Raw genomic sequence first — 22,413 nt, 5'->3', positions numbered from 1 at the left:
ATCGGTTCTCCCAACCACAGGCCGGTTGACCGGCAGATTGCCCTTGAACCACAACCGCGAGCGGTGCAGAGGCGCGACCGACAGGTTATCGTTTCAATTGTAACGATGTGAGGATGACGATGGCGGCGCGATCCGGGAAAGCCACGACCGACGAGGGATCAGGCACCAAGCTGACCAAGGGACAGGCCGCGCTGGCCCGCGACCTGCAGAACCGGATGACCGCCTCCGTCCTGCCCGGCGAGGCCGCTCCCGGCGACGAGCACATGGCCGAAGCGGCCGCCTTCCTGTTCGCTGCCGCGCGGGTCCGCACCCCCGACGAACCGTCGATCCTCATCGGCACCGCGCACGAAGAGCGGCGCTTCATGCGGATCGCCGTGGTCAACGACGACATGCCCTTCCTGGTCGATTCCATCGCCGCCGCGATTTCCTCGACCGGCCTCGCGATCGACCTGCTGGTCCACCCCATCGTGGCCGTCCGGCGCGACAAATCGGGCCGGCTGGTGTCGTTGCCCGATGGCGAGAACGGCGCGGGCGAATTGCGCGAATCGATGATCTATCTCGAAACCGCGCGGGTCGATGCCAAGGAGCGCCGCAAGCTGGAGCAGGCGCTCGAAAAGGCGCTGGTCGACGTGCGCGCCGCGGTCGCCGATTGGCCCCGAATGCGGGCCGCGATCCTCGATGATGCCGACCGGCTGGCCGATCTCGAAGGCGCCGCGCTCCTGCGCTGGCTCGGCGAGGGAATGCTGACCCAGCTCGGCCACCTGACCCGCCACCGCGACGGCAGCCGCTCGGCGATGTTCGGCATCTGCCGCAAGAGCGCCCGCGATCTCCTGGCCGACGAAAGCTACGACCGGGCGTTCGACTGGTTCGACCGGCAGGACGGCGGGCGTACCGTCGCGCCGCTCATCATCAAGGCCAACCGGCTGAGCAAGGTCCACCGCCGCGTCCCGCTCGACCTGTTTATCGTCCCGCTGATCGAGGACGGCCGCGTCGAAGCGCTCTCGATCCACGCCGGGGTCTGGACCAGCGCCGCCCTCACCACGCCGCCGGGCGAGGTGCCCGTCCTTCGCCGCCAGCTGGCCGCGATGATCGACCGGTTCGAGTTCCCTCCGTCGAGCCACGACGCCAAGGCCCTCGTCCACGCGCTCACCGCGCTGCCGCACGATCTCGTCATCGGTTTCGCCGAGCCGGACATCGCCCGCGTCGCCACGGCGATGATCGCGCTGACCGACCGGCCGCGCCCGCGCGCCGCGCTGGTCACGTCCGCACTCGGGCGGCATCTCTTCGCATTCGTCTGGCTGCCGCGCGACATGCTCTCCACCCAGGTGCGGCTGCGGATCCAGGACCTGCTGGAGGAGGAAACCGAGGCCGACACGCTCGACTGGAGCCTGATGGTCGAAGGCGGCAATCTGGTTCTGCTGCGCTTCGTGCTCGACTTCAGGGGCCATGAGAACGTGCCCGACGGGAAGGCCGTGGACCGCCGCGTGCAGGAAATGCTGCGCGGCTGGGGTGAGGCCGTGGAGGCCGAACTCGACGGCTTCGAGCCCGGGCGCGCCGCCGCCCTCGCCAGCCGGTTCGCGGAAACCTTCCCGCAGCATTATCGCGGATTGTACGGTGCCTCGGGCGCGGCCGACGACATCGAGCGGCTGCGCACGCTGCAGCCCGGCAATCCGGACACCCCGATGGGCCGCGATGTGCGGCTCTATCGCATGGGCACCGACGATCCCTGCGAACTGCGCCTGAAGATTTACCAGCTCGGCAATTCGATGCCGCTGTCCGCCGCGGTGCCGGCGCTGGAGAACTTCGGCTTCAGCGTCATCTCGGAATTGCCGAGCGAACTGACCGGCGCCGAACGGGTCACCATCCACGATTTCAAGCTCGGCCTTTCCACGCCGGAGGAAGTCGAGGCGATCATGGCCCGCGCCGGCGCGATCGAGAATTCGATCGCCGACGTGATCAACGGGCTGGCCGAGGACGACGTGTTCAACCGCCTGGTCATCGCGGTCGGCCTGGACGCGCGCGAGACCGGCTGGCTGCGGGCGCTCTATCGTTACCTGCGCCAATCGGCGATCGCCTATACGATCTACACGGTGGTCGACGCGCTGCGCCGTGCGCCCGACGTGACCCGGGGCCTGATCGCCCTGTTCCGGGCCCGCCACGACCCCACGTTCGATGGCGACCGCGCGGCCGCCGTGGCCGCGGCGGAAGAAACGATCCGCTACGGCCTGTCGCAGGTCGCGGCGATCAACGACGACCGCCTGCTGCGGCTCTATTGGCGGACGGTTTCCGCCATCCTGCGGACCAACGCCTTCGCGCCCGCGGCGCGCGAGGCGCTGGCCTACAAGTTCGATTCCGCGCTGGTCCCCGGGCTGCCCAAGCCCGTGCCCTGGCGCGAGATCTGGGTCTATTCGCGCCGGGTGGAAGGCATCCACCTGCGTGCCGGCCCCGTCGCCCGCGGGGGCCTGCGCTGGTCCGACCGGCGCGACGATTTCCGCACCGAGATCCTCGGCCTGATGAAGGCGCAGCGGGTCAAGAACGCCGTCATCGTCCCGACCGGGGCCAAGGGTGGCTTCTATCCCAAGCAGTTGCCCGATCCGGCGGTCGATCGCGACGCGTGGTTCGCGGAAGGCAAGGCGAGCTACCAGCTATTCATCCGCACGCTTCTGTCGGTCACCGACAACCTTGACGGCGACAGGGTGGTGCATCCCGAGTGCGTCCTGCCCAACGATGGCGAGGATCCCTATTTCGTGGTCGCCGCCGACAAGGGCACGGCGACGTTCTCCGACGTGGCCAACGCGATCGCCGAAGAGAAGGGCTTCTGGCTGGGCGACGCCTTCGCCAGCGGCGGTTCGAACGGTTACGATCACAAGGCGATGGGCATCACCGCGCGCGGGGCCTGGCTTTCCGTCCAGCGGCATTTCCTCGAAGCGGGCATCGACGTGCAGACGCAGCCCGTGCGGGTGGTGGGCTGCGGCGACATGTCGGGCGACGTGTTCGGCAACGGCATGCTGCTGTCCAAGTCGCTCAAGCTCGTCGCCGCCTTCGACCACCGGCACATCTTCATCGATCCCGATCCCGACCCGGCCACAAGCTGGACCGAGCGCGAGCGCCTGTTCGGCCTGCCGCGGTCGAGCTGGGCCGACTACGATGCGAAGCTGCTCAGCAAGGGTGGCGCGATCTTCGCGCGGACCGAGAAGTCGCTTACCCTGAGCGCGGAAGCCGCCGCGGCCCTGGGCACCGAGCAACGCGACTTCGACCCGGAAAGCCTGATCCACACCCTGCTCAAGGCCGACGTCGACCTGTTGTGGTTCGGAGGCATCGGCACTTACGTCCGCTCGAGCCAGGAAACCGACGCGCAAGTCGGCGATCCGGCCAACGATTCACTGCGCGTGAGCGCCCTCGACGTTCGCGCCAGCGTGATCGGCGAAGGGGCGAACCTGGGCATTACCCAGGCGGGCCGCATCGAGTTCGCGCTGGCCGGCGCGGGCGGCAGCGGCGGGCGGGTGAACACCGACTTCATCGACAACTCGGCCGGGGTCGATTGCTCGGACAACGAGGTCAATATCAAGATCGCGCTGCAGGCCGCCAAGGTGGCCGGCAAGCTGACCGAACCCAAGCGGACAAAGCTTCTGGCCGCGATGACCGACGAGGTCGCCGAACTGGTGCTCGAGGACAACCGCTTGCAGGCGCTGGCGCTTTCAATCGCCGAGACCGGGGGCGCCAGGGCGGTTGCCAGCCAGACGCGCCTCATCGAGACGCTGGAGGACATCGGCGACCTCGACCGGCGCACCGAAGGCCTGGCCGAGGGCGAGGCTCTTGCCCGGCGGGCCACCGACGGCCGCGGGCTGACGCGGCCCGAACTCGCGGTGCTGCTGTCGAACGCCAAGCTTGCCCTGCAGGACGCGATCGAGGCGAGCGACCTGCCGGCGGATCCTGCGGCGGAACCCCTGCTGCTGGGTGACTTCCCGCCGCAGATGCAGGGCCCGTACAAGAAGCAGATCCTGAACCACCGGCTGCGGACGGAACTGGTTGCCACGGTGGTGGCGAACAAGATCGTCAACCGCCTGGGCCTCGTCCATCCGTTCGAACTGGCCGAAGAGGAAGGCGCGAGCCTGGCATATGTCGCCGCCGCCTTCGTCGCGACCTGCGAGCTCCTCGGCCTCGATGCCGTCTGGGACGCGCTCGACACGGCCGCCATGCCCGAGGATGCCCGCCTGCTGCTGTTCGACCAGACGGCGCTCGCCACGCGCAGCCATATGGCCGACCTCCTGCGTGCCGGCGGTGCTGCCTCGCCCGCCAAGGCGATCGCCGACTTGCGGGCCGGAGTGTCGGAACTGGAGCGCAACGTTGAAGCGCTGCTGGCCGAAGACACGCGCGAACATGCGGACCGGATCGCGCAGGAACTGGGCGGGCTGGGCGCGCCCGATGCGTGCGCCCGGATGGTCGCCCGGCTGTTCGCCACCGATGGCGGCATCGGGCTGGCTTGTCTCGCCCGCGACACCGGCGTTTCCCCCACCAAGCTGGCGCAGGCCTTCGTCGACCTGGGCGCCCGGCTTGGCCTCGACTGGGCCCAGTCGGTCGCCGCGGTCATGAGCCCGTCGGACCCGTGGGAGCGGCTGCTCGTTGCCGGCCTGGCGCGCGATTTCCAGCAGATGCGCTCCGACTTCCTGCGCGGCGTCGCGCGGCAGAGGGCCGGACGCAAGGATCCGATGGACCTGGTCGCCGACTGGGCCGACAAGCGCGCACCGGCGATCCGCCAGTTCCGGGCGATGGTCGGCCGCGCGCAAGGGGCGGTGCCGGTGGCTCCGGCCATGCTGGCGCAGATCGCCAGCCAGGCGCGCAACGTGCTGCAGCGCTAGGCTGGGATTAGGCGACGGGAGGGCGACGGGTCGCCGGCCGGAGCGGCCGCGTCACCCCGCCTTCGCGGCGCGCACGCCGATGATCATCGGGTAGCTCTCGTCCTTGACGTCGAGCCGGCTGGCATCGACGTCTTCGACGGCCAGGCCCTCGAGAAACGAGACCGCGGCATAGACATTGCCGAACGTCTCGATCTGCAAGTTCGTCTCGCCGAAGACCTCGCCGAAGATCTTCAACACGCTGTGCCTCGTCATCGACCAGTACCAGATATCGCGGAATTCATCCCGGCATACGGTCGCGACGCCCGGCACCGTCGCGAGGAGAACCCCGCCGGGGGCAAGGCCGTCGTGCAGTTCCTGGACCGCCGCCTTCACATCGTAGATCAAATGAAGGGTCTGCGTGACGACCTGGCAATCGAACGTCCCGGGCGACAGCGTTCCGGGCCGGCTGAGATCCCCGATGATGGTGGCGCCCACGGCGGTTTCGTCGACATGCAGGACATCCTGGCGAGTAATCCCCGCGCCGAACATTCTGCAATAATCGTCGGAGCCTATCTCCAGCGTCCGGCCCTTCAGGTCGGCGGCATTTTTCCGAAGGAAGCCTTCGATGTAGTGGCGATCCACCGGCGCGCCGCGGTCGTAGCCGAAGTGCGGGCTGATCGGCCTAACCTGCCCGAAGTCGCCGAAGTCGACCTTGCCCGTGGCGGGTTTGTCCCACTGCGACAGCCGCTTCAGGGCGGATCGAACCTGTGGCGGAAGGACCCGCCGCGCGAAACTCTTGACCGTCACGGTATGTGTTTCCTCAATGGCTACGCCGGCCGGCGTGCCGCGATGCCCAGGACTAACGGGAAAGCGGGATCGACGCCATCGAGCCAGGCGGCATCGATATCCTCCACCGCCAGGCCCTGCAGGAAGCTGGTTGCGGCATAGACGTTTCCGAACGACGTGACCTCGACGTTCCCCTCGCCGAACTCCCGCTCGAACATACGCCTTGCGCCGTCGGGAGTGGGCGCCCAGAATCCATCGGCTCCGGCCGTTTGCACGCCCCCCGCGACACCCGGCAGCGTCGCCAGCAGCACCCCCCCGGGATTGAGACGCACGCGCGAGCGGGCAATGAGGCGCTCCAGTTCGAGCGGATCGTGCGCACCGTGATGCCAGGCGATGCAGTCATGGCCATCGGGCGCTGATGCCGGCTCGTACTCGAACTTCGCCGCGACTTCGCGCACCCGATTTGCCCCGCTCGGCTCGGCTTCGAACGTATAAGCGAAATTGCCTTCCGGCAGGGCGGGGGCAGGTTCAGGGCGCAGCCATTCGATCCGCCCGCGCATCGCGCCGGCGTGGCGCTGGAAGAACTTGTCGATGTAGAACTGGTCGATCGACGTCCCCCGGTCGCGGCCGAACGCCGTTCCCACGGGCCGGCGCCGTGCGAGATCGCCGAAATCCAGCTTCTGCAAGGTCGGCAGATAGCCCGACAGGCGGCTCTTGATGAACTGGATGGCCCGGGCCGGCAGTAGCTTGCGTACGATCTGCCACAGGCTGGCGATGAAAGCCGCGAACGGCGCCGCGCGGTAGGCTTCCAGTTTGCCCGGCGTCTCCCCAGTCGGGTCCTGGGCTTGGGCTAGCGACCAGGAATTCGCCACGATCATCCGCAGGGCGCGCTGGCCCTTGCGGTAGGCCCGCATCCCTGCTCCGTCCGATTCGCTCGGCCGATGGCGCTCCTGCACGGCGAGGGCCGATTCCATCATCGCCGCATGGCGCGCCGACAGGTTTCCGGGATGCGCGCGGTATTTCGCCACCAGGGCGGGATCGCAGGCGAACGGATAGTTCCTCGCAAGGCGCAGGTAAAGGTCGTAGTCTTCCGCCAGGCTCAGTTTGTCGTCGAACCCGCCGACGGCCAGCAGCGCCGTGCGGTCGAACAGTGCGGAGCCCAGCATCAGCACCCCGTTGCCTTCCAGCAGGTCGTGATAGGCATCGCGGGCCATCGCGATGAAGCGCGGGCCGCCCGTGGCGACGAGATCCTGGTCGACCGGCAAGTGCGCCCCATAGGCGACCGCCGCACCAGGGTTTTCCGCCATGCATGCCAGGCACGCGGCGATGCCATCGGGCAGCAGCACGTCGTCGCTGTCGAGAAACAACACATAGTCGGCGCGCGCGGCGGCCAGCCCCGCATTGCGCGCCCGTGAAGGTCCGAGGTTGTCCTGCCGCAGCAGCCGCACGCCTGGAAACTGAGCGACAACGGTCTCCGGATCGTCGACCGAGCCGTCGTCGACGACGATGACCTCATCGGCGGGCCTGCTTTGCGCGGCGACTGATGCCAAGGCATCGCGCAGGTACGCCGCCCGATTGTAGACCGGAATGACCACCGCGACGGAATGGGGCGCAGAGGCGCCGCCATGCCGCAGGGCATCGGGGGCACCGGAAACCGGAATGGAGTCCTGAGCTCCCATGCGGCGATGAAGTCCCGCGCTGCCGCAGCCGTCCAGGGCCGCTCTGGGCTATTACGTAGGTAGCTATACCTACACAAGCGACAGACCGCACCGATCCGGTTGCAGTCCCGGGGCGAGACAGACAGGTGCGGGCGGTCGATTGCGTTGCCGCCCGCGCGCTCGTAAGATCGGCCGCTTCCAGGCGCAGCGAGAGTTACGGGCGGGGTATCTGTTGAATCGCATGCCCCCCGCATCTCCGATCGCGCGGTTACGGACCCGGGGCGCCCAGCTCGTCGGCGGGCCGCTGGCGCCGCTCCTGCGCCGCAGCGCCTACACGCTGCCGCTGGTGGCGCTGGCCGGCCTGGCCGCGGGAATCTTCGAAGGGATCGGCATCACCTTCATCATCCCCCTGCTGGGGATGCTTACGCCCGGGGGGATACCGGCGGAGCTGCCGGGGCCGTTGGCGGAGGTGGGCAAGGTGCTCGCGAGCCAGGACCGGGAGACCCGGCTGCTCGTGTTCGGCGCCGCTATGATCGGCTTCATCCTGCTGAAGGGCATCGTCCAGGGGCTGAACGAGAGCTACATCTTCCACCTCTACAGCCGCCTCGCGAACGATGTCCGCCAGGCGCTGTGCACCAAGCTGCTGGCGCTGGATTACGATTTTCACCTGCGCCACGAGCGCGCGCGGTTGCTCCACATCGTCCTCAACGAAAGCTGGAATGCGGCGCAATCCTTCCGGCAAGCGTTGAAGATCGTCCCGGCCCTGGCGATGCTGGCGGTGTTCGCTGTCATTCTCTTTCAGATCAGTGCTCCGCTCGCCCTGGTGGCGGTTGCCGGGGCGGCCGCGATCCAGGGCTGCCTGATGGCGCTCGAGTGGCGTCAGCGGAAGCTGAGCCCGGCCATCTCGAATGCCCAGAAGTCGATGGGCGAGCGGATTTTCGCCCTGATCGGGGGGATGCGGGCAATCCGGGTCTTCGGTCAGCAGGAGCGCGAGCTTGACAGGTTCGCCGCCACCTCGGTCGCCGTGCGGAAGAAAATGGACCGGGTCTACACGGTGTCGGCCGCCGCGGGCCCGCTGATCGAGGTTCTGGTCCTGCTGGTCTTCGTCGCGATCATGATGACCGCGGTCGCGCTGCAAACCCCCTTGCCCACGGTCATCGCCTTTCTCGTGCTGCTGAGCCGCTGCCAGCCGCTGGCACAGGTGGTCAGCCGGGCGCGCGTCGACATAGCCGCTCTTACCCCCGCGGTCGACGAAGTCAGCTGGGTGCTGGCGCAGGAACCGGCCGCTCGGCCGGCGGCCGCGACGCATGAGGTCCGTGCGATCGACGCACCCATCCGGTTCGAGGGTGTCTCGTTCGAATATCCGGACGGTTTCGCCGCGCTCCACGATGCCACCTTCACGATTACACCGGGCGCGGCGACAGCGCTGATCGGCCCTTCCGGCTCGGGCAAGTCGACCCTCGTCAGCCTTCTTTGCCGGCTGATCGAGCCGACCACGGGCCGCATTCGCCTGGGCGAGCAAGACGTCGGGAATTTCGCCGCCGATGACTGGCTCTCGCACGTCGGCATCGCGGGGCAGGACATCGATCTTCTCGACGGCACGATCGCCGACAACATCGCTTACGGCAAACCCGACGCGACCTGGGACGAGATACGGCTCGCGGCGAAAACCGCAGGCGCGCTGGGTTTCATCGAGAACACCGCCAAGGGGTTTCAGACCCGGGTCGAGCTTGGCGCGCAGTCGTTTTCGGGCGGGCAGCGGCAGCGCATCGGCCTTGCCCGCGCACTGGTGCGGCGGCCCGATCTGCTGATCCTCGACGAAGCCACCAGCGCGGTCGACGCAATGTCCGAAAGCGAGATCATCGCCCTGCTCAAAGAGCACCGACATTTCCGCAGTGCGCTGATCATCAGCCATCGCAAGAGCACTCTTGCGGCGTGCGAGTTCGGTGTCGTGCTCGATGGCGGCAGGGTCGTCGAGGCGGGGCCCCTCGGTTCGCTCGATTATTTCCGCACGACGATGGCCTGATCGGTGCCCGCCCTTTCGCCTTCCGCAGCAGAGAATGACAACCCGTGCGGACGATCCATAGGGGCCGGCTGGTGGGCTCTGCGCGCGCCCGGACGTTTTGGCAGCTGGATTGCCGAAAGACACCCGCAGGCAGGACACGGCTCGGTACGGGTGACAATGAAGCTGCTCGACATTCTGGGCGACCTGCTGCGTCGCGGCAGGCTCACCATACTGTGCTATCACGCAGTCCAGGACCTGTCGGAAAATCCGTTGCTGCGCGATTACGGCGTCCCTCCCGGTGAACTGGCGGCGCAACTCGACCAGCTTGCGCGCAGGGGTTTTTCCTTCGTCGGCCCCGATCGCCTGATCGAATACCTTGCGCACGGCGTGCCGCTGCCGCGCAGGGCAGTGATGGTGACATTCGACGACTGCTACGCCGAACTGCTCGACACCGCGCGCGACATCCTGTCCCCGCGCGGTATCCAGGCAATCGCCTTCGCTGTGACCCGGCGCATCGGGCGGGCGAACGCATGGGACATGGAACGCGGGGCAGGCGAGCTGAGGTTGCTGGACGCAGACGGCCTGCACAACATTCGCGCCGAGGGGATCGAGATCGGCGGTCATTCGCGGCACCATGTCGATCTCACGACAGTCGAAGGGTTAGACCTGCAAGCCGAAACTCGCGGCGCCGCCGACGATCTGCAGGCGCTCGGCTTTCCCCGCCCACGCTTCTTCGCCTATCCCTATGGCAGCAACGATGTCCGTACCCACCACGCGCTGGATGAAGCAGGCTACCTCGCGGGTTTCTCGCTGCGAAAAGGCTTCGTTCGGCGCGAAGGAGGGCGGTTCGACGTGCCGAGGGTCGAAATCCTGCGCCGCGATGCCGGCTGGCGGTTCGCCCTGAAGACCGCGATCCCGCGCGCGGCGGCCCTTTTCGGCCTGCGGGCCAGGGCGCTTGGCGCGATGCGGCGTGCTTTTCTCGGCACTGCGGCGAAAACGCCTTAGCGCGTCGCCTCCCGCCGCAGCAGATGGATGAGGCCGGTCTTCCGGGCCACATTTCCCGCCAGCCGCCGCGCTGCATAGTAGGCCCCGAAAGCAGCCGGGTAGCGCAGTTCGCGCCGTCCCCTGGCGATGGCACGATGGATGCGGGGATCGTCGCGCTCCGGATGTTCGGCAAGATAAGCCTCGAGCCAGTCGAAGTAACGGACACGCCACCTGCCGTCCGCGCCCGGTTCGGCAGACTGGGTGCAGCTTGCGGCATGGGTCCGGTAGTCGTGCCAGATACGGCGCGCGAAGATGACGCCGCTCTCCAGAAAGACCTTCGAATGGAACACCACGTCCTCGTAAAGCCCAGGGAACGTGTCCTCCCAGCCGCCGACCCGCTCGACGATGTCCCTGCGGACCATCGCGTCCGTCGGGTTGAGCGCGCGGCCCAGCGGATAGAGGGCAAGCAGCGCTTCGGGCGGATTGGAGGCGCGGTCGAAGCGGTGACCGGAAAAATATTCGCTGTCCTCGCCGCCGTCCCAGCTGCGCCAGAACCTGTATCCGCCGCAGACCATCCCGACGGCAGGATTGGCATCGAGCAGCGCGACCTGTTCGCCGACCTTGCACGGCAGCCACCGATCGTCGCCGTCCATCGCCGCGACGAACACTCCCCGACACTTTGACAGGCCCAGGTTGCGGGTGGCGCTCATGCCGCGGTTCGCGTGACCCGGATGATCGACGTAGATCAACTGGCCCGGATGACGGGCGGCATAGCCGCGGGCGATCTCGCTACTGCTGTCGGTGGAGCCGTCGTCGGCCAGGATCAGTTCGAAATCGCGGAAGTCTTGACCCAGCACGCTTTCGATCGCCTCTGCCAGAAAGCGCCCTTCGTTCAGGAAGATGCAGATGATCGATACCCGGGGCGCTGCCATGACGCTTCCTACCAACCCGGAGCTCGGCCGTCACCGTGGGCTGGCATCAGGTACCGTGACTGTGCCGACGATAGAGATCGTGCGAGCCGGCAGCCCGCTTGACCTTGAGCCATGCGCGCAGGACCGTGCTGCGCAGCCATGGGCGCAGCAAGCCGCTCGTCGCGCGACGTTCGGCCTGCAGCCTGGCGAGGATGGCGGACTTTCCGACGACATCCCTGGGCTGCAGATAGGCCTCGAACCAGTCGAGGAAACGCTGCCGCGTAGCGACGAATTCGTGCCACTGGATCTGCGCCGTGTTGCTGCGTGCGTGAGCCCGGTAATCGAGCCAGACGGAGTCGGTGAACAGCACCCCAGTGGCCAGAAACGCCTTCGAATAGAAAGCCTGGTCCTCATAAAGCCCGCGGAACGTATCTTCGTAGCCCCCGATCTCCTGCGCTATCGACCGGCGGATCATCGTCTCCGTGGGATTCTTGGACCAGCCCAGCGGGTAGACGGACAAGGTCGTCTCGGGCGGAAACGACAAGCCATTGCCCGGGCCCGACAGATGGATTTCGTCGAACCCGCCGTCCCACTCGCGCCAGCGGTTGTAGCCGCCGCAGATCATCCCCGCCTCCGGGTGCGCGTCGAGCAGGGCGACCTGTTCGCCCAGCTTGCCGGGCCTGAACCGATCGTCGCCGTCGAGAAACGTGACGAACTCGCCCCGGGCATTGGCCAGGCCAAGGTTGCGCGCAGCGCTCATCCCGCGATTGGCGTGGCCCGGATGCTCGAGATAGCGCACCCTCGCGGGATCCATCCGCGCCGCGTCCTGCGCGATCCGCGTGCTCCGGTCGGACGATCCGTCGTCCATCAGCAACAGCTCGAAATCGTGGAATTCCTGCCCCAGCACGCTGTCGATCGCCTCGCCCAGGAAGGCTTCCTGATCGAGAAAGATGCACACTACCGAGACGCGCGGACTTTGCACGGCGGGGCCATAGGCCCGGCGTGCCGGACTGTCACGCTTATCGCGGACACCTCTCCCGCAGCCGCTGACAGGGCCGGGAAAGACCGCCGAATACCTTGACGCACGCACGGAATTGCCCAAGCACACGGGTGATGAAGAGCGCGGACATCGTGATCGTGGGCACCGGCCATGGCGGGGCACAGACGGCAATCGCCCTGCGACAACAAGGGTTTACCGGATCCGTCACGATGATCGGGCGCGACGCCAATCCGCCCTACGAACGGCCGCCGCTTTCCAAGGAATACCTTGCCGGTGAGAAGCCGTTCGAACGGATCATGATCCGGCCGGAGGGTTTCTGGCATGACAAGGAGATCGATCTGCGCCTCGGCATCGCCGTCACCAAGGTCGATCCGCAAGCCAGGGTCCTGACGATGACCGGCGGCGAGACGATGGGATATGGAACGCTGATCTGGGCCGCGGGCGGCGACGCACGGCGGCTGTCGTGTCCCGGAGCCGATCTGGGCGGCATCCACACGGTGCGCGACCGCGCCGATGTCGACCGGATGCGAAGCGAACTGGGGGCGGGATTGACCCGCGCGGTGGTGATCGGCGGCGGCTATATCGGGCTGGAAGCGGCAGCGGTGCTGCGCAAGCTCGGTTGCGAGGTGATCCTGCTCGAATCGCTCGACCGCGTGCTCAGCCGGGTCGCGGGGGAGGACCTGTCGCGATTCTTCGAAGCCGAGCACCGTGCGCACGGGGTCGACCTGCGGACGAATGCGACGATCGAGGCGATCGAGGGAGACGGCGACCGGGTGACCGGGGTGCGGCTCGCGGGCGGCGAGGTGATCGAATGCGACATGGTCGTCGTCGGCATCGGCATCGTCCCCAGCGTCGGGCCGCTGATCATCGCCGGGGCGGCGGGCGCGAACGGGGTGGACGTGGACGACCTGTGCCGCACCAGCCTGCCCGGCGTCTATGCGGTGGGCGACTGCGCGGCGCATGCCAATCCGTTCGCCAACGGCTCGGTCATCCGGCTGGAGAGCGTGCAGAACGCGCACGACATGGCGACCACCGCGGCCAAGGATATCTGCGGGAATCCGGAGCCTTACCGCGCCACACCCTGGTTCTGGTCGAACCAGTACGATCTGCGGCTGCAGACGGTCGGCCTGTCGGCGGGGCACGACGCAACCGTGCTGCGGGGCGACCCGGCGAGCCGCAGCTTCTCGGTCGTCTACATGCGCGAGGGGCGGGTCATCGCACTCGATTGCGTCAATAAAACCAAGGATTACGCACAGGGTCGCAAGCTGGTCGAGGCCAATCTGGCGGTCGATCCCGAGCTGCTCCTCGACGGCGACATGCCGCTCAAGGACCTACTTTAGGCGCGCGCGCGCCCACTGCGCCGCCTCCGCAATCACCGGGTCAGGATCGTCGCAGAGTGCCGCTACTTGCGGATCGAGCGCTCGATTCCCAGTGTTTCCGGCCGCGATCAGGCAGTTTCGCACGAACCTGCCGCGTCCGACGCGCTTGATCGGCGAACCGGAGAACTTCGCGCGAAATCCGGCATCGTCGAGCGCCAGCAATTCGGCCAGGTCCGGCGCCACCAGGTCGGCGCGCGGGACGAAGGCGGCGTGGCGGGCGGCGGCATCGGCGAACTTGTTCCACGGGCACACTGCCAGGCAGTCGTCACAACCGTAGATGCGCGTGCCGATCGCCTCGCGGAACTCGTGCGGGATCGGGCCCTTGAGCTCGATCGTCAGGTAGGAGATGCAGCGCCGCGCATCGAGGCGGTAGGGCGCGGGAAAGGCATCGGTCGGGCAGGCGCGCTGGCAGGCGTCGCAACTGCCGCAGCGGTCGGGGTGCGGCGCGTCGGGCTCCAGCGCCAGGGTCGTGTAGATCGCGCCGAGGAACAGCCACGAGCCGTGCTCGCGGCTGACGAGGTTGGTGTGCTTGCCCTGCCAGCCGATGCCGGCCGCCTCGCCCAGCGGCTTTTCCATCACCGGCGCGGTGTCGACGAAGACCTTGAGCTCGGTTCCCGGAGCTTCGGCCACCAGCCAGCGCGCCAGGGCCTTGAGCGCCTTCTTGACCGTGTCGTGATAGTCGCGGCCCTGGGCATAGACCGAGATCTTCGCTTCGCCCGGCGTGAGCGGATCGATTTCGGGCGCGTAGCTCATGCCAAGTGCGATCACGCTGCGGGCGGCGGGCCACATGGCGTTGGGGCCGCGGCGCACGTCGGCCTGCGCGGCCATCCACTCCATCTCGCCGTGCATACCTTCGCCCAGCCACTGGTCGAGCCGCCGGCCGCGCAAGGGATCGTCCATCGCGGCGGCGACGCCGAAGGCGACGAACCCGAGCGCGCGCGCCTGCGCGGCCAGAGCCTGCTTCAGATCGTGGGTCGCCGCCCCGTTAACCAAGTTCCGCCTTGCTCCCGTTAAGCCGCGCGGCCTACAGCCGCAGCCACAATGCATGCAGCGCTAGGCCAGACCGACCCCGCCCGCAACGCGGGCACAGCTTCTCTGGCGATAGAGGCGCGCGGGCTGGTCAAGCGGTTCGACGGCACGCTGGCGGTCGACGGGGTGGATCTGAGCGTGCCCGAAGGCGCGATCTACGGCATCCTGGGCCCCAACGGCGCGGGCAAGAGCACTACGCTCAGGATGCTGCTGGGCATCATCGATCCGGATTCGGGAATGCGCCGCGTGCTGGGCCACGAACGGCCGCAGGACATCGCCCGGCTGATCGGTTACCTGCCCGAGGAACGCGGGCTCTACCCGTCGATGAAGGCGGACGAGGCGATCGCCTTCATGGGCGCGCTGCGCGGTCTGCCTTTGGCCGAGGGCCGCAAGCGCGGACGCGCGATGATGGAAGCCCATGGCCTGGGCCATGCGCTCGATCGCCAGATCCGCCAGCTCTCCAAGGGCATGGCGCAGACGGTGCAATTGCTCGGCACGCTGGTGCACGAGCCGCGCCTCGTCATCCTCGACGAGCCGTTCAGCGGGCTCGACGCGCTCAACCAGGGCAAGCTCGAACGGCTGATCCGCGATCTCGCGGCCAAGGGCACCACGGTCATCTTCAGCACCCATGTCATCGCCCATGCCGAGCGTTTGTGCGACGACGTGGCGATCATCGCCGGGGGCAAGGTCCCCTACGCCGGTTCGGTCGATGCCGCGCGCGACCGGATCCCCGCGCAAGTCCGGCTGGAGACGGCGACCCGCGACGGCCCATGGCGCGCTGCCTTGCCGCCGGGCAGCAGGGAGGAAGGCAATTTCTGGCACTTCCCGCTGCCCGATAGCGGGATCGAGCCGCTGCTGCGCGCGCTGATCGAAGGCGAAGCCGGCATCCTCTCGCTCTCCATCGAACGGGCGGGGCTGCACGACGCGTTCGTGGCCATCGCCGGCGAGGCGGCCGCGCGCGCCCTGGCCGAGGAGGCTCCGGCCGAGAGCGCCGGAGGGTTCACACGATGAGCGATCCCGCCCCCAAGGCGCGCCTGTCGATGCTGGCCGCCGCGCTGGTCATCGCCCGGCGCGATTTCCTGGCCGTGATCCGCAGCCGCACGTTTTTCTTCTTCCTGCTAGGGCCGCTGTTTCCGATCATCGTGGGCCTGCTGGCCGGGGGGGTCGGCAGTCAGCTGGCCGAAAGCACGGGAGTCCCGCGCATCGGTGTGGCGATGGAAGCCGGGCAAGGCCTGGCGATGATCACAGCGCGCGATTCGCTGGTAAGTCTCGGCCATCTCGACTTGCCTGAGATGGTGGAAGTCGCCGTCCCGGCGCCGGGCGAGACCTACGATGCGGTGGCGGGCCTCGACAGTCCCGACCGCAACATCGCCGCCGTGTTGACCGGCACGATCGAGCGCCCCTTGCTTACGGGTCCGGCGGAACGGCTCGACCACTGGCGCGGCGACGTGGGGCTGATCGCGGCGACTGCGCAGGGCAAGGGTCCGCAAACCTTTCCCAACGTGGCGATGCAGCCGCGCCAGACCAGCAATGCCGACACGACCCGCGCGCTGCTCAGGACAGCGCAGGCCGGGCAAACGCTGCTGTTTCTGCTGATCATGCTGCTGGCGGGCATGGTCCTGTCCAACCTGGTCGAGGAGAAGGCGAACAAGATCATCGAGATCCTGGCCGCGGCGATCCCGATGGACGCGGTCTTCATGGGCAAGCTGTTCGCCATGCTGGCGGTTTCGCTGGTCGGCATCTCCGTATGGGCGACGGTTATCGCCGGGCTGTTCGGCGTGTCCGAGATGGGCGGGCTGATGGGCGGGATGTTCGATCCTGCCGGCCTGCCCGAGCCGGGTGTGGGCTGGCCGTTGTTCATCCTGTTCGGCGTGAGCTACTTCGCCATGGGATACCTGCTGCTGGGCACGATGTTCCTGGCCATCGGTTCGCTCGCGACCACCGTGCGCGACGTCCAGACGCTGTCGATGCCGGTCACCATGGGCCAGGTCCTGCTGTTCTTCTTCGCCAGCTACGCGATGGCCCACAGCGGGGAGCCGGTCGAATGGGCAGCCATGGCGTTCCCGCTGTCCAGCCCCTTCGCCATGCTGGCGCGCGCCGCGCAGTCGCCGCAGGTCTGGCCGCACTTGGTGGCATTGGCTTGGCAGGCGCTGTGGGTGGCGATCGCGATCCGCGTGGGTGCGCGGCTGTTCCGCAAGAGGGTGATGAAGTCCGGCCCGCAAAAGGTCAGGAGAAGGCTGGGCCTCGCGGCGCTCGTGGCGGCCCTGTTCAGGAACGGTTCGCGCACCACCCCGTAGGAGGGACTGTCATGACCCACACTGCAAGCACCCGCCGCACCCTGCTCGCCTGGCTCGGCGCCGGAACGGGCGCGACCTTCCTCGCCGCCTGCGGCTCCTCGCCCGCGCAGGCCAAGACCTTCAAGGTCAGCTATACAGACGCGGAATGGAAGAAGCGCCTTACCCCGGACCAGTATCAGGTCCTGCGGCATGAGGCGACCGAGCGCCCCTTCACCTCGCCGCTCGACAAGGAAAAGCGCAAGGGCACGTTCCTGTGTGCCGGTTGCGCCAACGAACTTTATTCGAGCGCGACGAAGTTCGATTCGAAAACCGGCTGGCCCAGCTTCTGGCAGCCGCTGCAAGGCGCCGTGGGCAGCAGGACCGACTTCAAGCTCGGCTACCCGCGGACCGAGGTGCACTGCGCCGACTGCGGCGGCCACCTGGGCCACGTGTTCAAGGACGGTCCCAAGCCGACCGGCCTGCGGTACTGCATGAACGGCGATGCGATGACCTTCCGCGCCGCGTAGGTCCGGTCAGCGCACGCGGTAGAGCTTCAGCGCGCCCTCCTCGAAACCCTTCACCGGTTCGAGCCACGCCGGCACCCGTCCGGCGATGATCCGGTCGGCCAGGTTGTCCGACCCGGCCTTGGCCGCGACCCACAGGTCGGGCGAACTGGTGCAGGCAACCACGTAGTCCGAATTGTTGGCGCGGATGATCGCCTCGCTCTCCGCAAGCGGCGCGGCGAATCCCTTGATCGTCTCGATCATCTTTTCCCGATTGCGGTGGTAACCGCTCATCACCGCGCTGTGCGGCGTGCGGGCGAGCAGTTCCGGGCCACGGTCGATCGTTGCGAACATGCGCGCGGCGGGCACGGCATTGAGCCGGTCGAAGTCGCAGCGCTGCGAACCCACCGTGCCTGGCACCTGGGTCTGCGTCAGCGCGCTGGAGCGGTCGAGCCGCTTGGTCGCGGCGCTGGCGAACATTGGCGTGGCGAACCCGATCAGCGCCAGCGTGGCGAGGATGCGGGTGGCCGGCGATCGCAGGCCGCGCGCCCTGGGCCACAGCCGCACGATCAGCAGCGCTGCCAGCGGAACGGTCATCAACTGCGCCGTCAGCCCGGCGCGCATGATCAGCAGCGAGAAGGCGCCCGCACCCAGCGCCGCCGCGGTGAACAGCGCGCGCTTGATGCGCAGATCGTCGGTCGCGCCGGTGCGCCATGCGCTCCACCCGGCGACGAGCGCGAGCGCGATGGTCCATAGCGTCATCGTGGCGATCGACACCGACTGCCCGGCGATCGAGGCGCTTTCGGCCATGTTGTCGAACCAGTTATTTTTCAGGAAGGGATCGAGCTCGAGCGGAGAGATCACGCACATGCCCAGCGGCACGAACAGCGCCGCGGCAGCCACCGCGCCGACCGGCAGGGTCGCCAGCAGGCGGCCCGTGGCCTTATCCTGCCTCGGCAGTACGCGCGACAACGCGGCGACCAGCGCGCCGCCGCCGAAGGCCAGGAAGTGCGGCCAGGTCGGCAGGTCGCACAAGGCGGTGCCGATTTCCGACAGCGGGCGGAAAACGGCGAACAGGACCGGAAGGGCGACCGCCAGCCCCGCCAGGAATGCCTCGTGCTGGCGCTTGCCCCACAGCCAGTAACGTAGCGCGAACAGGCCGCCGAAGACCGCCGTCATAGCAATGGATTCGAGCGAGATGATAAGCCCCGCGGCGGCGGCAACGCCCGCTGCCAGTGCGTGGCGATAGCTGTCCTTGAGCAGACACCATGCGACTGTCAGCGCGGCGATCGCCTGCCAGCCGTGATGGTCAATCCGGGTAGGCACGAAATTGGTCAGCAACAGAGGGAAGGCCGGGACCAGCACCGCAGCGACGAGCCGCGCCGTGCGGTTGCCGCCCAGTTCGCCAACGATCGCGGCCAGCAGGCGCATGGCGACATACATCTGCAGCAGCGGCACCACCGTCATGGCGACGATCTCTGCGGGCCTTTGGGCGAGGAACTGCTTGGCAATCACGAGCACGGCAGCGATCGGCAGGTCGACCAGCCGGACCCAGTGCATGTCCGCCCCGCGCGGCGGATCGAAGCGGTATTGCCGGGTGTCGAACCACCCCTGGCCGTTCACCCAGTCGCGCACCTGCAGCAGGCGCATGTAGTCGTCCGGGTCCTGCGTGGTGAAACTGCGCAGCGCAGGGAGCGCGAGCAGCGTCAGGCAGATCGCCAGCGCCAGCCAGGCCAGCCACAGCGGCGGCAGCCGGTATGCGCGCGCCGGCGCAGCGGCGGCCTCGCCCGGCAGCGAGAGTTCCGCCGCGGTCACGAGAGGAACTTGAGCACCCGGATGACGCCCATCTTGGTCGCCTGGCGGTGGGCCGAGACATCCTTGCGGGCGGCGATCTCCTGCCGGTTGCGGTGATAGTAGCGATAGGACTTGAGCAGCATTTCGCCGTTGGTCAGCGTCGGCTGCCAGCCGAGCACGCGCTTGATCGCGGCGGTATCGAACACGAACGAGCTGGCGATCATGCGATAGTGATAGGGCCCGAGCGGCGAGATGCGTAGCAGGTGGGCGAGCTTCATGGCCGCGATCATCGGCATCTGGGGCAGGCGCAGCAGGCGCGAGCGGCTGTCGGACCCGTCGATCACGTGCTGGAAAGCGCCGGCCATTGTCGGCACCGCGTCGGAGCCAATGCCGAAGACGTGGCTGCCTTGGCAGTGCGCGGCGCGCAGCATCGCGTCGATCAGGTCGGCCGCGTAGATGAACTGGTAGCGGTTCTCGCCGCTGCCGACGATCGGGATGCGGTTGTTGTCGGCGATGAACTCGAACAGGATCGCCAGCAGGCCAAGCCGCCCCTCGTCGATGATCGTCGGGCAGCGGATGGCGACCGTCTCGAACCGGTTGCCGAAGCTCTGGAAGATGGTCTCGCCTTCCCACTTGGTCTGGCCATAAGGCTCGCAGGGCTCGGGCTTGTCGTCCTCGCGCACCGGGCGGTCGAAACCGTGGCCCCACAGGCAGTTGCTCGAAAGGTAGACGACCTTGGGCACGCCCGCCTCGGCGGTCGCCTCGGCCAGCGTGCGCGTGCCGTCGACGTTGTGCGAACGCAGCTCGGCCTCGGTGATCGATCCGTGCGCCAGCAGCGCGGCGCAGTGGAACACCGCCTGCGGAACGCCGGCAGCGTAGATCGCATCGAGCGCGGCCCGGTCGCGGATGTCGCCGACCACGGCCTTCAGGCGCGGATGCGAAAGCTCCGAGGGCAGGAGGTCGATGCTGGTAACGGTGTGCCCGTCGTCGAGCAGCTTGCCAACGAGCAGCGATCCGAGAAAGCCCGAACCGCCGGTGACGAGATAATCGGCCATGAAACCCCCAGGTTGTCCGGCTTCATGGTCTGGCCGAACATGGTTAACGAAGCGTTGCGATTGCGGGCACGGGGGCGCTTACCCCTGCGCCCTGCCGACCGATCAGGCGACGACCGCGCGGCGGAAGACGAAGTGCCGCCGGATGAGCCAGTTGGCGGTGAAGCTGAAGCCGATCGCGATACCCTTGGTCAGCGCCAGGTGGAAGCCGGCCGCCGCCCCCGCGGTGACGATGAGCGTGGTCAGCAGCAGCCCGGCCAGCGCGGACAGGACGAACATCGCCTTCTGCCGCGTGCGGGCAGCGCCGCGCTCCGCCACGTCGCCGACGAACACCGCGCGGCTGGCGATCAGCCAGTGGGCACCGATGCCGACGATGTAGCCCATCGCCGACGCCAGCCCCGCCGGGGTGCCGGCGAAGACCAGCGCCGTGAAGCAGGCGATGTCCACCCCCAGCGCCATCCCGCTCGAGGCGAAGTAGCGCAGGAACGTGTCGCCGAGCAGACGGCGAACGAGGGCCTCCATCACGCCGCCTCGCGCCGGGCGGGCACGATGCGTTCGGGCACGGCGCGCACCGAGGCGAGCGCCGCGGCCTGGTCGGGCGTGGGCTCACGGGTCACGGTCGCATCGCCCTGCGCGATTTCCTTCGCCGGGATGACCTTCTCGGCCCCTTCGTCCCCAGCCTCGTGGTATTCCGCATCCTCGTTGACGCACCAGGTGTCGTAGACGCGGCTGCCGGCAAGGATGTTCTCGGCCGTGAGCATCGCGGTCATCATCGCGTGGTCCTGGTTGTTGTAACGGTGCATCCCGTTGCGGCCGACGAGGTGCAGGGTCGGGAAGCGGTCCTCCAGCTCGTGGCGCATCGCGGCGACGTTGGCGGCATAGTCCTCGTCGTAGACCGGATAGGCCTTCTCCTGGCGCACGACCGCACCGCCCTTGACCTTGGCCGGATCGACCAGGCCGAGGATCTCCATCTCGCGGGTCGCCAGCGCGACGAGCTCGTCGTCGGCCATCGACCACAGGCCGTCGCCTTCGAAGCAGAAGTATTCGAGTCCGACGCAGGCCATGCTCTCGTCGGGGATCATCTCCGGCGACCACGAGCGGAAGTTCTGCACACGGCCGACCTTCACCTTGCTGTCATGGATGTAGATCCAGTTGTCGGGGAACAGGTCCTCGCCCTCGACCATCAGCGCCACGGTCAGGAAGTCGCGATACTTGAGCTGGCTGGCATTGAGCGTGGTCTCGGGCAGCGGGTGAAGCCGCGCCGCGAGCTCGCGCATCGGCGCAGAGCTGATCGCATCCTTCGCGCGGACCACGACCTTGCCCTCGGGCCCGCTCGCGGTCATGCGCCAGCCGCCCTGGCCGTCGCTGGCGAGCTGTTCGAGCGCGTGGCCCATCAGCACCTGGCCCTTGCCGCTGGCCACGATCTTGTCGCGCGCGGCGTCCCACATCATGCCCGGGCCGAGCCGCGGATAGCGGAAGGTCTCGAGCAGGGTCTTGACCGCCTGCCCGTCGTTTGGGCGCTTGTTGAGGCCGAGCGAACGCTTGAGCCCGTCGACCACCGCACCCCAAAGCGAGAGGCCCTTGATGCGCTGGGCGGCCCAGTCGGCGCTCATCTCGTTGCAGGGCATGCCCCAGACCTTCTCGGTGTAGGTTTTGAAGAAGATGCCATAGAGCTTCTTGCCAAACTGGTTGCTGGTCCAGTCCTCGAAGCTGCGGATGTCCTTGATCGGGAACAGCTGCGACCAGGCGAAACTCGCCATGCAGGCGGTCGAGCGCAGGATGCCCAGGTTGTTCAGCGCTTCGAAGGCGCGCAGCGGATAGCTGTAGAACTTGCCCTCATAATAGATGCGGCTCATCCGCGGGCGCTGGATGAAATCGTCGGGCAGAATCTCGTTCCACAGGTCCACGACCTGCTGGCTCTTGGAGAAGAACCGGTGGCCGCCGATGTCGAAGCGATAGCCTTCGTGCTCCACGGTGCGGCTGATGCCGCCGACGTAAGTCGCATCCTTTTCGATGATCGCCACCGTCTTGCCCTGCTTGGTCAGCAGGTAGCCGGCGGTCAGGCCGGCCGGGCCCGCACCGATGATCGCAACATCGACCGCGATCTCGCCAGAAGTCTTACCGGAAAAGGTCATCTACGCCCCCGTCAGTTGATTTCACGGGGAGTGAAGGAAAATGGTTATGGCGAAGTTAACGCG

16 protein-coding genes are annotated in these 22,413 nt (G+C 67.7%); 7 read left to right on the top strand and 9 right to left on the bottom strand.

Going from position 1 to position 22,413, the window contains the following annotated elements; genetic code table 11:
• Positions 1-119: 119 nt before the first annotated feature.
• Positions 120-4,859: an NAD-glutamate dehydrogenase domain-containing protein gene (locus tag ACWPMZ_RS12585; protein ID WP_455704408.1), complete on the top strand. Its 4,740-nt coding sequence runs from the start codon at positions 120-122 to the stop codon at positions 4,857-4,859.
• A gap of 51 nt (positions 4,860-4,910) precedes the next feature.
• Here ACWPMZ_RS12585 and ACWPMZ_RS12580 read toward each other — a convergent pair whose 3' ends face one another.
• Positions 4,911-5,645, bottom strand: a complete 735-nt coding sequence (locus tag ACWPMZ_RS12580; RefSeq protein ID WP_455704407.1) for a methyltransferase domain-containing protein — start codon at positions 5,643-5,645, stop codon at positions 4,911-4,913.
• 20 nt (positions 5,646-5,665) lie between these two features.
• Positions 5,666-7,303 (bottom strand): glycosyltransferase family 2 protein, encoded by a 1,638-nt coding sequence (locus tag ACWPMZ_RS12575; RefSeq protein ID WP_455704406.1) that lies wholly within the window; start codon positions 7,301-7,303, stop codon positions 5,666-5,668.
• 220 nt (positions 7,304-7,523) lie between these two features.
• Here ACWPMZ_RS12575 and ACWPMZ_RS12570 point away from each other — a divergent pair, with 220 nt between their 5' ends.
• The gene (locus ACWPMZ_RS12570) at positions 7,524-9,308 is read left to right on the top strand and encodes an ABC transporter ATP-binding protein (protein ID WP_455705147.1); all 1,785 of its coding nucleotides are present in this window, start codon (positions 7,524-7,526) and stop codon (positions 9,306-9,308) included.
• 3 nt (positions 9,309-9,311) lie between these two features.
• A complete protein-coding gene (locus tag ACWPMZ_RS12565; protein WP_455704405.1) occupies positions 9,312-10,292 on the top strand; it encodes a polysaccharide deacetylase family protein in 981 nt (326 codons plus the stop codon).
• Here the strand turns inward: ACWPMZ_RS12565 and ACWPMZ_RS12560 are convergent.
• Both ACWPMZ_RS12560 and ACWPMZ_RS12555 read right to left on the bottom strand, forming a co-directional pair.
• Complete coding sequence (locus ACWPMZ_RS12560) at positions 10,289-11,203, bottom strand: glycosyltransferase family 2 protein (protein WP_455704404.1); 915 nt, start codon at positions 11,201-11,203, stop codon at positions 10,289-10,291. The two genes, ACWPMZ_RS12565 and ACWPMZ_RS12560, sit on opposite strands and share 4 nt — an antisense overlap.
• Positions 11,204-11,249: 46 nt before the next feature.
• Positions 11,250-12,164, bottom strand: coding sequence for a glycosyltransferase family 2 protein (locus tag ACWPMZ_RS12555; RefSeq protein ID WP_455704403.1), 915 nt, complete (start codon positions 12,162-12,164; stop codon positions 11,250-11,252).
• 131 nt (positions 12,165-12,295) lie between these two features.
• Here ACWPMZ_RS12555 and ACWPMZ_RS12550 point away from each other — a divergent pair, with 131 nt between their 5' ends.
• Positions 12,296-13,522 carry an NAD(P)/FAD-dependent oxidoreductase gene (locus ACWPMZ_RS12550; RefSeq protein WP_455704402.1) on the top strand — a complete coding sequence of 409 codons (1,227 nt, stop codon included), beginning with the start codon at positions 12,296-12,298 and terminating at the stop codon, positions 13,520-13,522.
• On the opposite strand, the gene queG is transcribed toward ACWPMZ_RS12550, so the two are convergent.
• A complete protein-coding gene (queG, locus tag ACWPMZ_RS12545; protein WP_455704401.1) occupies positions 13,514-14,554 on the bottom strand; it encodes a tRNA epoxyqueuosine(34) reductase QueG in 1,041 nt (346 codons plus the stop codon). The two genes, ACWPMZ_RS12550 and queG, sit on opposite strands and share 9 nt — an antisense overlap.
• Before the next feature lie 48 nt (positions 14,555-14,602).
• Between queG and ACWPMZ_RS12540 the strand changes: the two genes are divergently transcribed.
• From ACWPMZ_RS12540 to msrB, 3 genes are read left to right on the top strand one after another with little or no spacing between them, the layout of a single operon-like run.
• A complete protein-coding gene (locus ACWPMZ_RS12540) occupies positions 14,603-15,601 on the top strand; it encodes an ABC transporter ATP-binding protein (protein ID WP_455704400.1) in 999 nt (332 codons plus the stop codon).
• A complete protein-coding gene (locus tag ACWPMZ_RS12535; protein WP_455704399.1) occupies positions 15,598-16,887 on the top strand; it encodes an ABC transporter permease in 1,290 nt (429 codons plus the stop codon). Before ACWPMZ_RS12540 ends, ACWPMZ_RS12535 begins: the two co-directional genes overlap by 4 nt.
• Positions 16,888-16,898: 11 nt before the next feature.
• Entirely contained in the window at positions 16,899-17,393 is a 495-nt protein-coding gene (gene msrB / locus ACWPMZ_RS12530; protein WP_455704398.1) for a peptide-methionine (R)-S-oxide reductase MsrB, read from the top strand.
• Between the two features lie 6 nt (positions 17,394-17,399).
• Here the strand turns inward: msrB and ACWPMZ_RS12525 are convergent, their stop codons facing one another.
• The 4 genes from ACWPMZ_RS12525 to ACWPMZ_RS12510 all read right to left on the bottom strand — a co-directional run bounded on the left by ACWPMZ_RS12525 (position 17,400) and on the right by ACWPMZ_RS12510 (position 22,350).
• Positions 17,400-19,184, bottom strand: coding sequence for a hypothetical protein (locus ACWPMZ_RS12525; RefSeq protein WP_455704397.1), 1,785 nt, complete (start codon positions 19,182-19,184; stop codon positions 17,400-17,402).
• Entirely contained in the window at positions 19,181-20,218 is a 1,038-nt protein-coding gene (locus tag ACWPMZ_RS12520; RefSeq protein ID WP_455704396.1) for an NAD-dependent epimerase/dehydratase family protein, read from the bottom strand. The genes ACWPMZ_RS12525 and ACWPMZ_RS12520 overlap by 4 nt, the downstream gene beginning before the upstream one ends.
• 102 nt (positions 20,219-20,320) lie before the next feature.
• Positions 20,321-20,737 carry a GtrA family protein gene (locus ACWPMZ_RS12515; protein ID WP_455704395.1) on the bottom strand — a complete coding sequence of 139 codons (417 nt, stop codon included), beginning with the start codon at positions 20,735-20,737 and terminating at the stop codon, positions 20,321-20,323.
• Positions 20,737-22,350 carry an NAD(P)/FAD-dependent oxidoreductase gene (locus tag ACWPMZ_RS12510; protein ID WP_455704394.1) on the bottom strand — a complete coding sequence of 538 codons (1,614 nt, stop codon included), beginning with the start codon at positions 22,348-22,350 and terminating at the stop codon, positions 20,737-20,739. The genes ACWPMZ_RS12515 and ACWPMZ_RS12510 overlap by 1 nt, the downstream gene beginning before the upstream one ends.
• Positions 22,351-22,413: the final 63 nt, after the last annotated feature.

This window comes from Tsuneonella sp. HG222 (assembly GCF_053819185.1).
Note: the sequence above shows the minus strand (reverse complement) of the source record. Positions and strands in the feature narration are given on the sequence as shown.

Coding starts and splice junctions, on each gene's coding strand:
- ACWPMZ_RS12570 (WP_455705147.1), top strand. CDS start 7,524: ATGCCCCCCGCATCTCCGATCGCGCGGTTACGGACCCGGGGCGCCCAG.
- ACWPMZ_RS12540 (WP_455704400.1), top strand. CDS start 14,603: ATGCATGCAGCGCTAGGCCAGACCGACCCCGCCCGCAACGCGGGCACA.
- msrB (WP_455704398.1), top strand. CDS start 16,899: ATGACCCACACTGCAAGCACCCGCCGCACCCTGCTCGCCTGGCTCGGC.
- ACWPMZ_RS12550 (WP_455704402.1), top strand. CDS start 12,296: ATGAAGAGCGCGGACATCGTGATCGTGGGCACCGGCCATGGCGGGGCA.
- ACWPMZ_RS12585 (WP_455704408.1), top strand. CDS start 120: ATGGCGGCGCGATCCGGGAAAGCCACGACCGACGAGGGATCAGGCACC.
- ACWPMZ_RS12575 (WP_455704406.1), bottom strand. CDS start 7,303: ATGGGAGCTCAGGACTCCATTCCGGTTTCCGGTGCCCCCGATGCCCTG.
- ACWPMZ_RS12515 (WP_455704395.1), bottom strand. CDS start 20,737: ATGGAGGCCCTCGTTCGCCGTCTGCTCGGCGACACGTTCCTGCGCTAC.
- ACWPMZ_RS12535 (WP_455704399.1), top strand. CDS start 15,598: ATGAGCGATCCCGCCCCCAAGGCGCGCCTGTCGATGCTGGCCGCCGCG.
- ACWPMZ_RS12560 (WP_455704404.1), bottom strand. CDS start 11,203: ATGGCAGCGCCCCGGGTATCGATCATCTGCATCTTCCTGAACGAAGGG.
- ACWPMZ_RS12520 (WP_455704396.1), bottom strand. CDS start 20,218: ATGGCCGATTATCTCGTCACCGGCGGTTCGGGCTTTCTCGGATCGCTG.
- ACWPMZ_RS12510 (WP_455704394.1), bottom strand. CDS start 22,350: ATGACCTTTTCCGGTAAGACTTCTGGCGAGATCGCGGTCGATGTTGCG.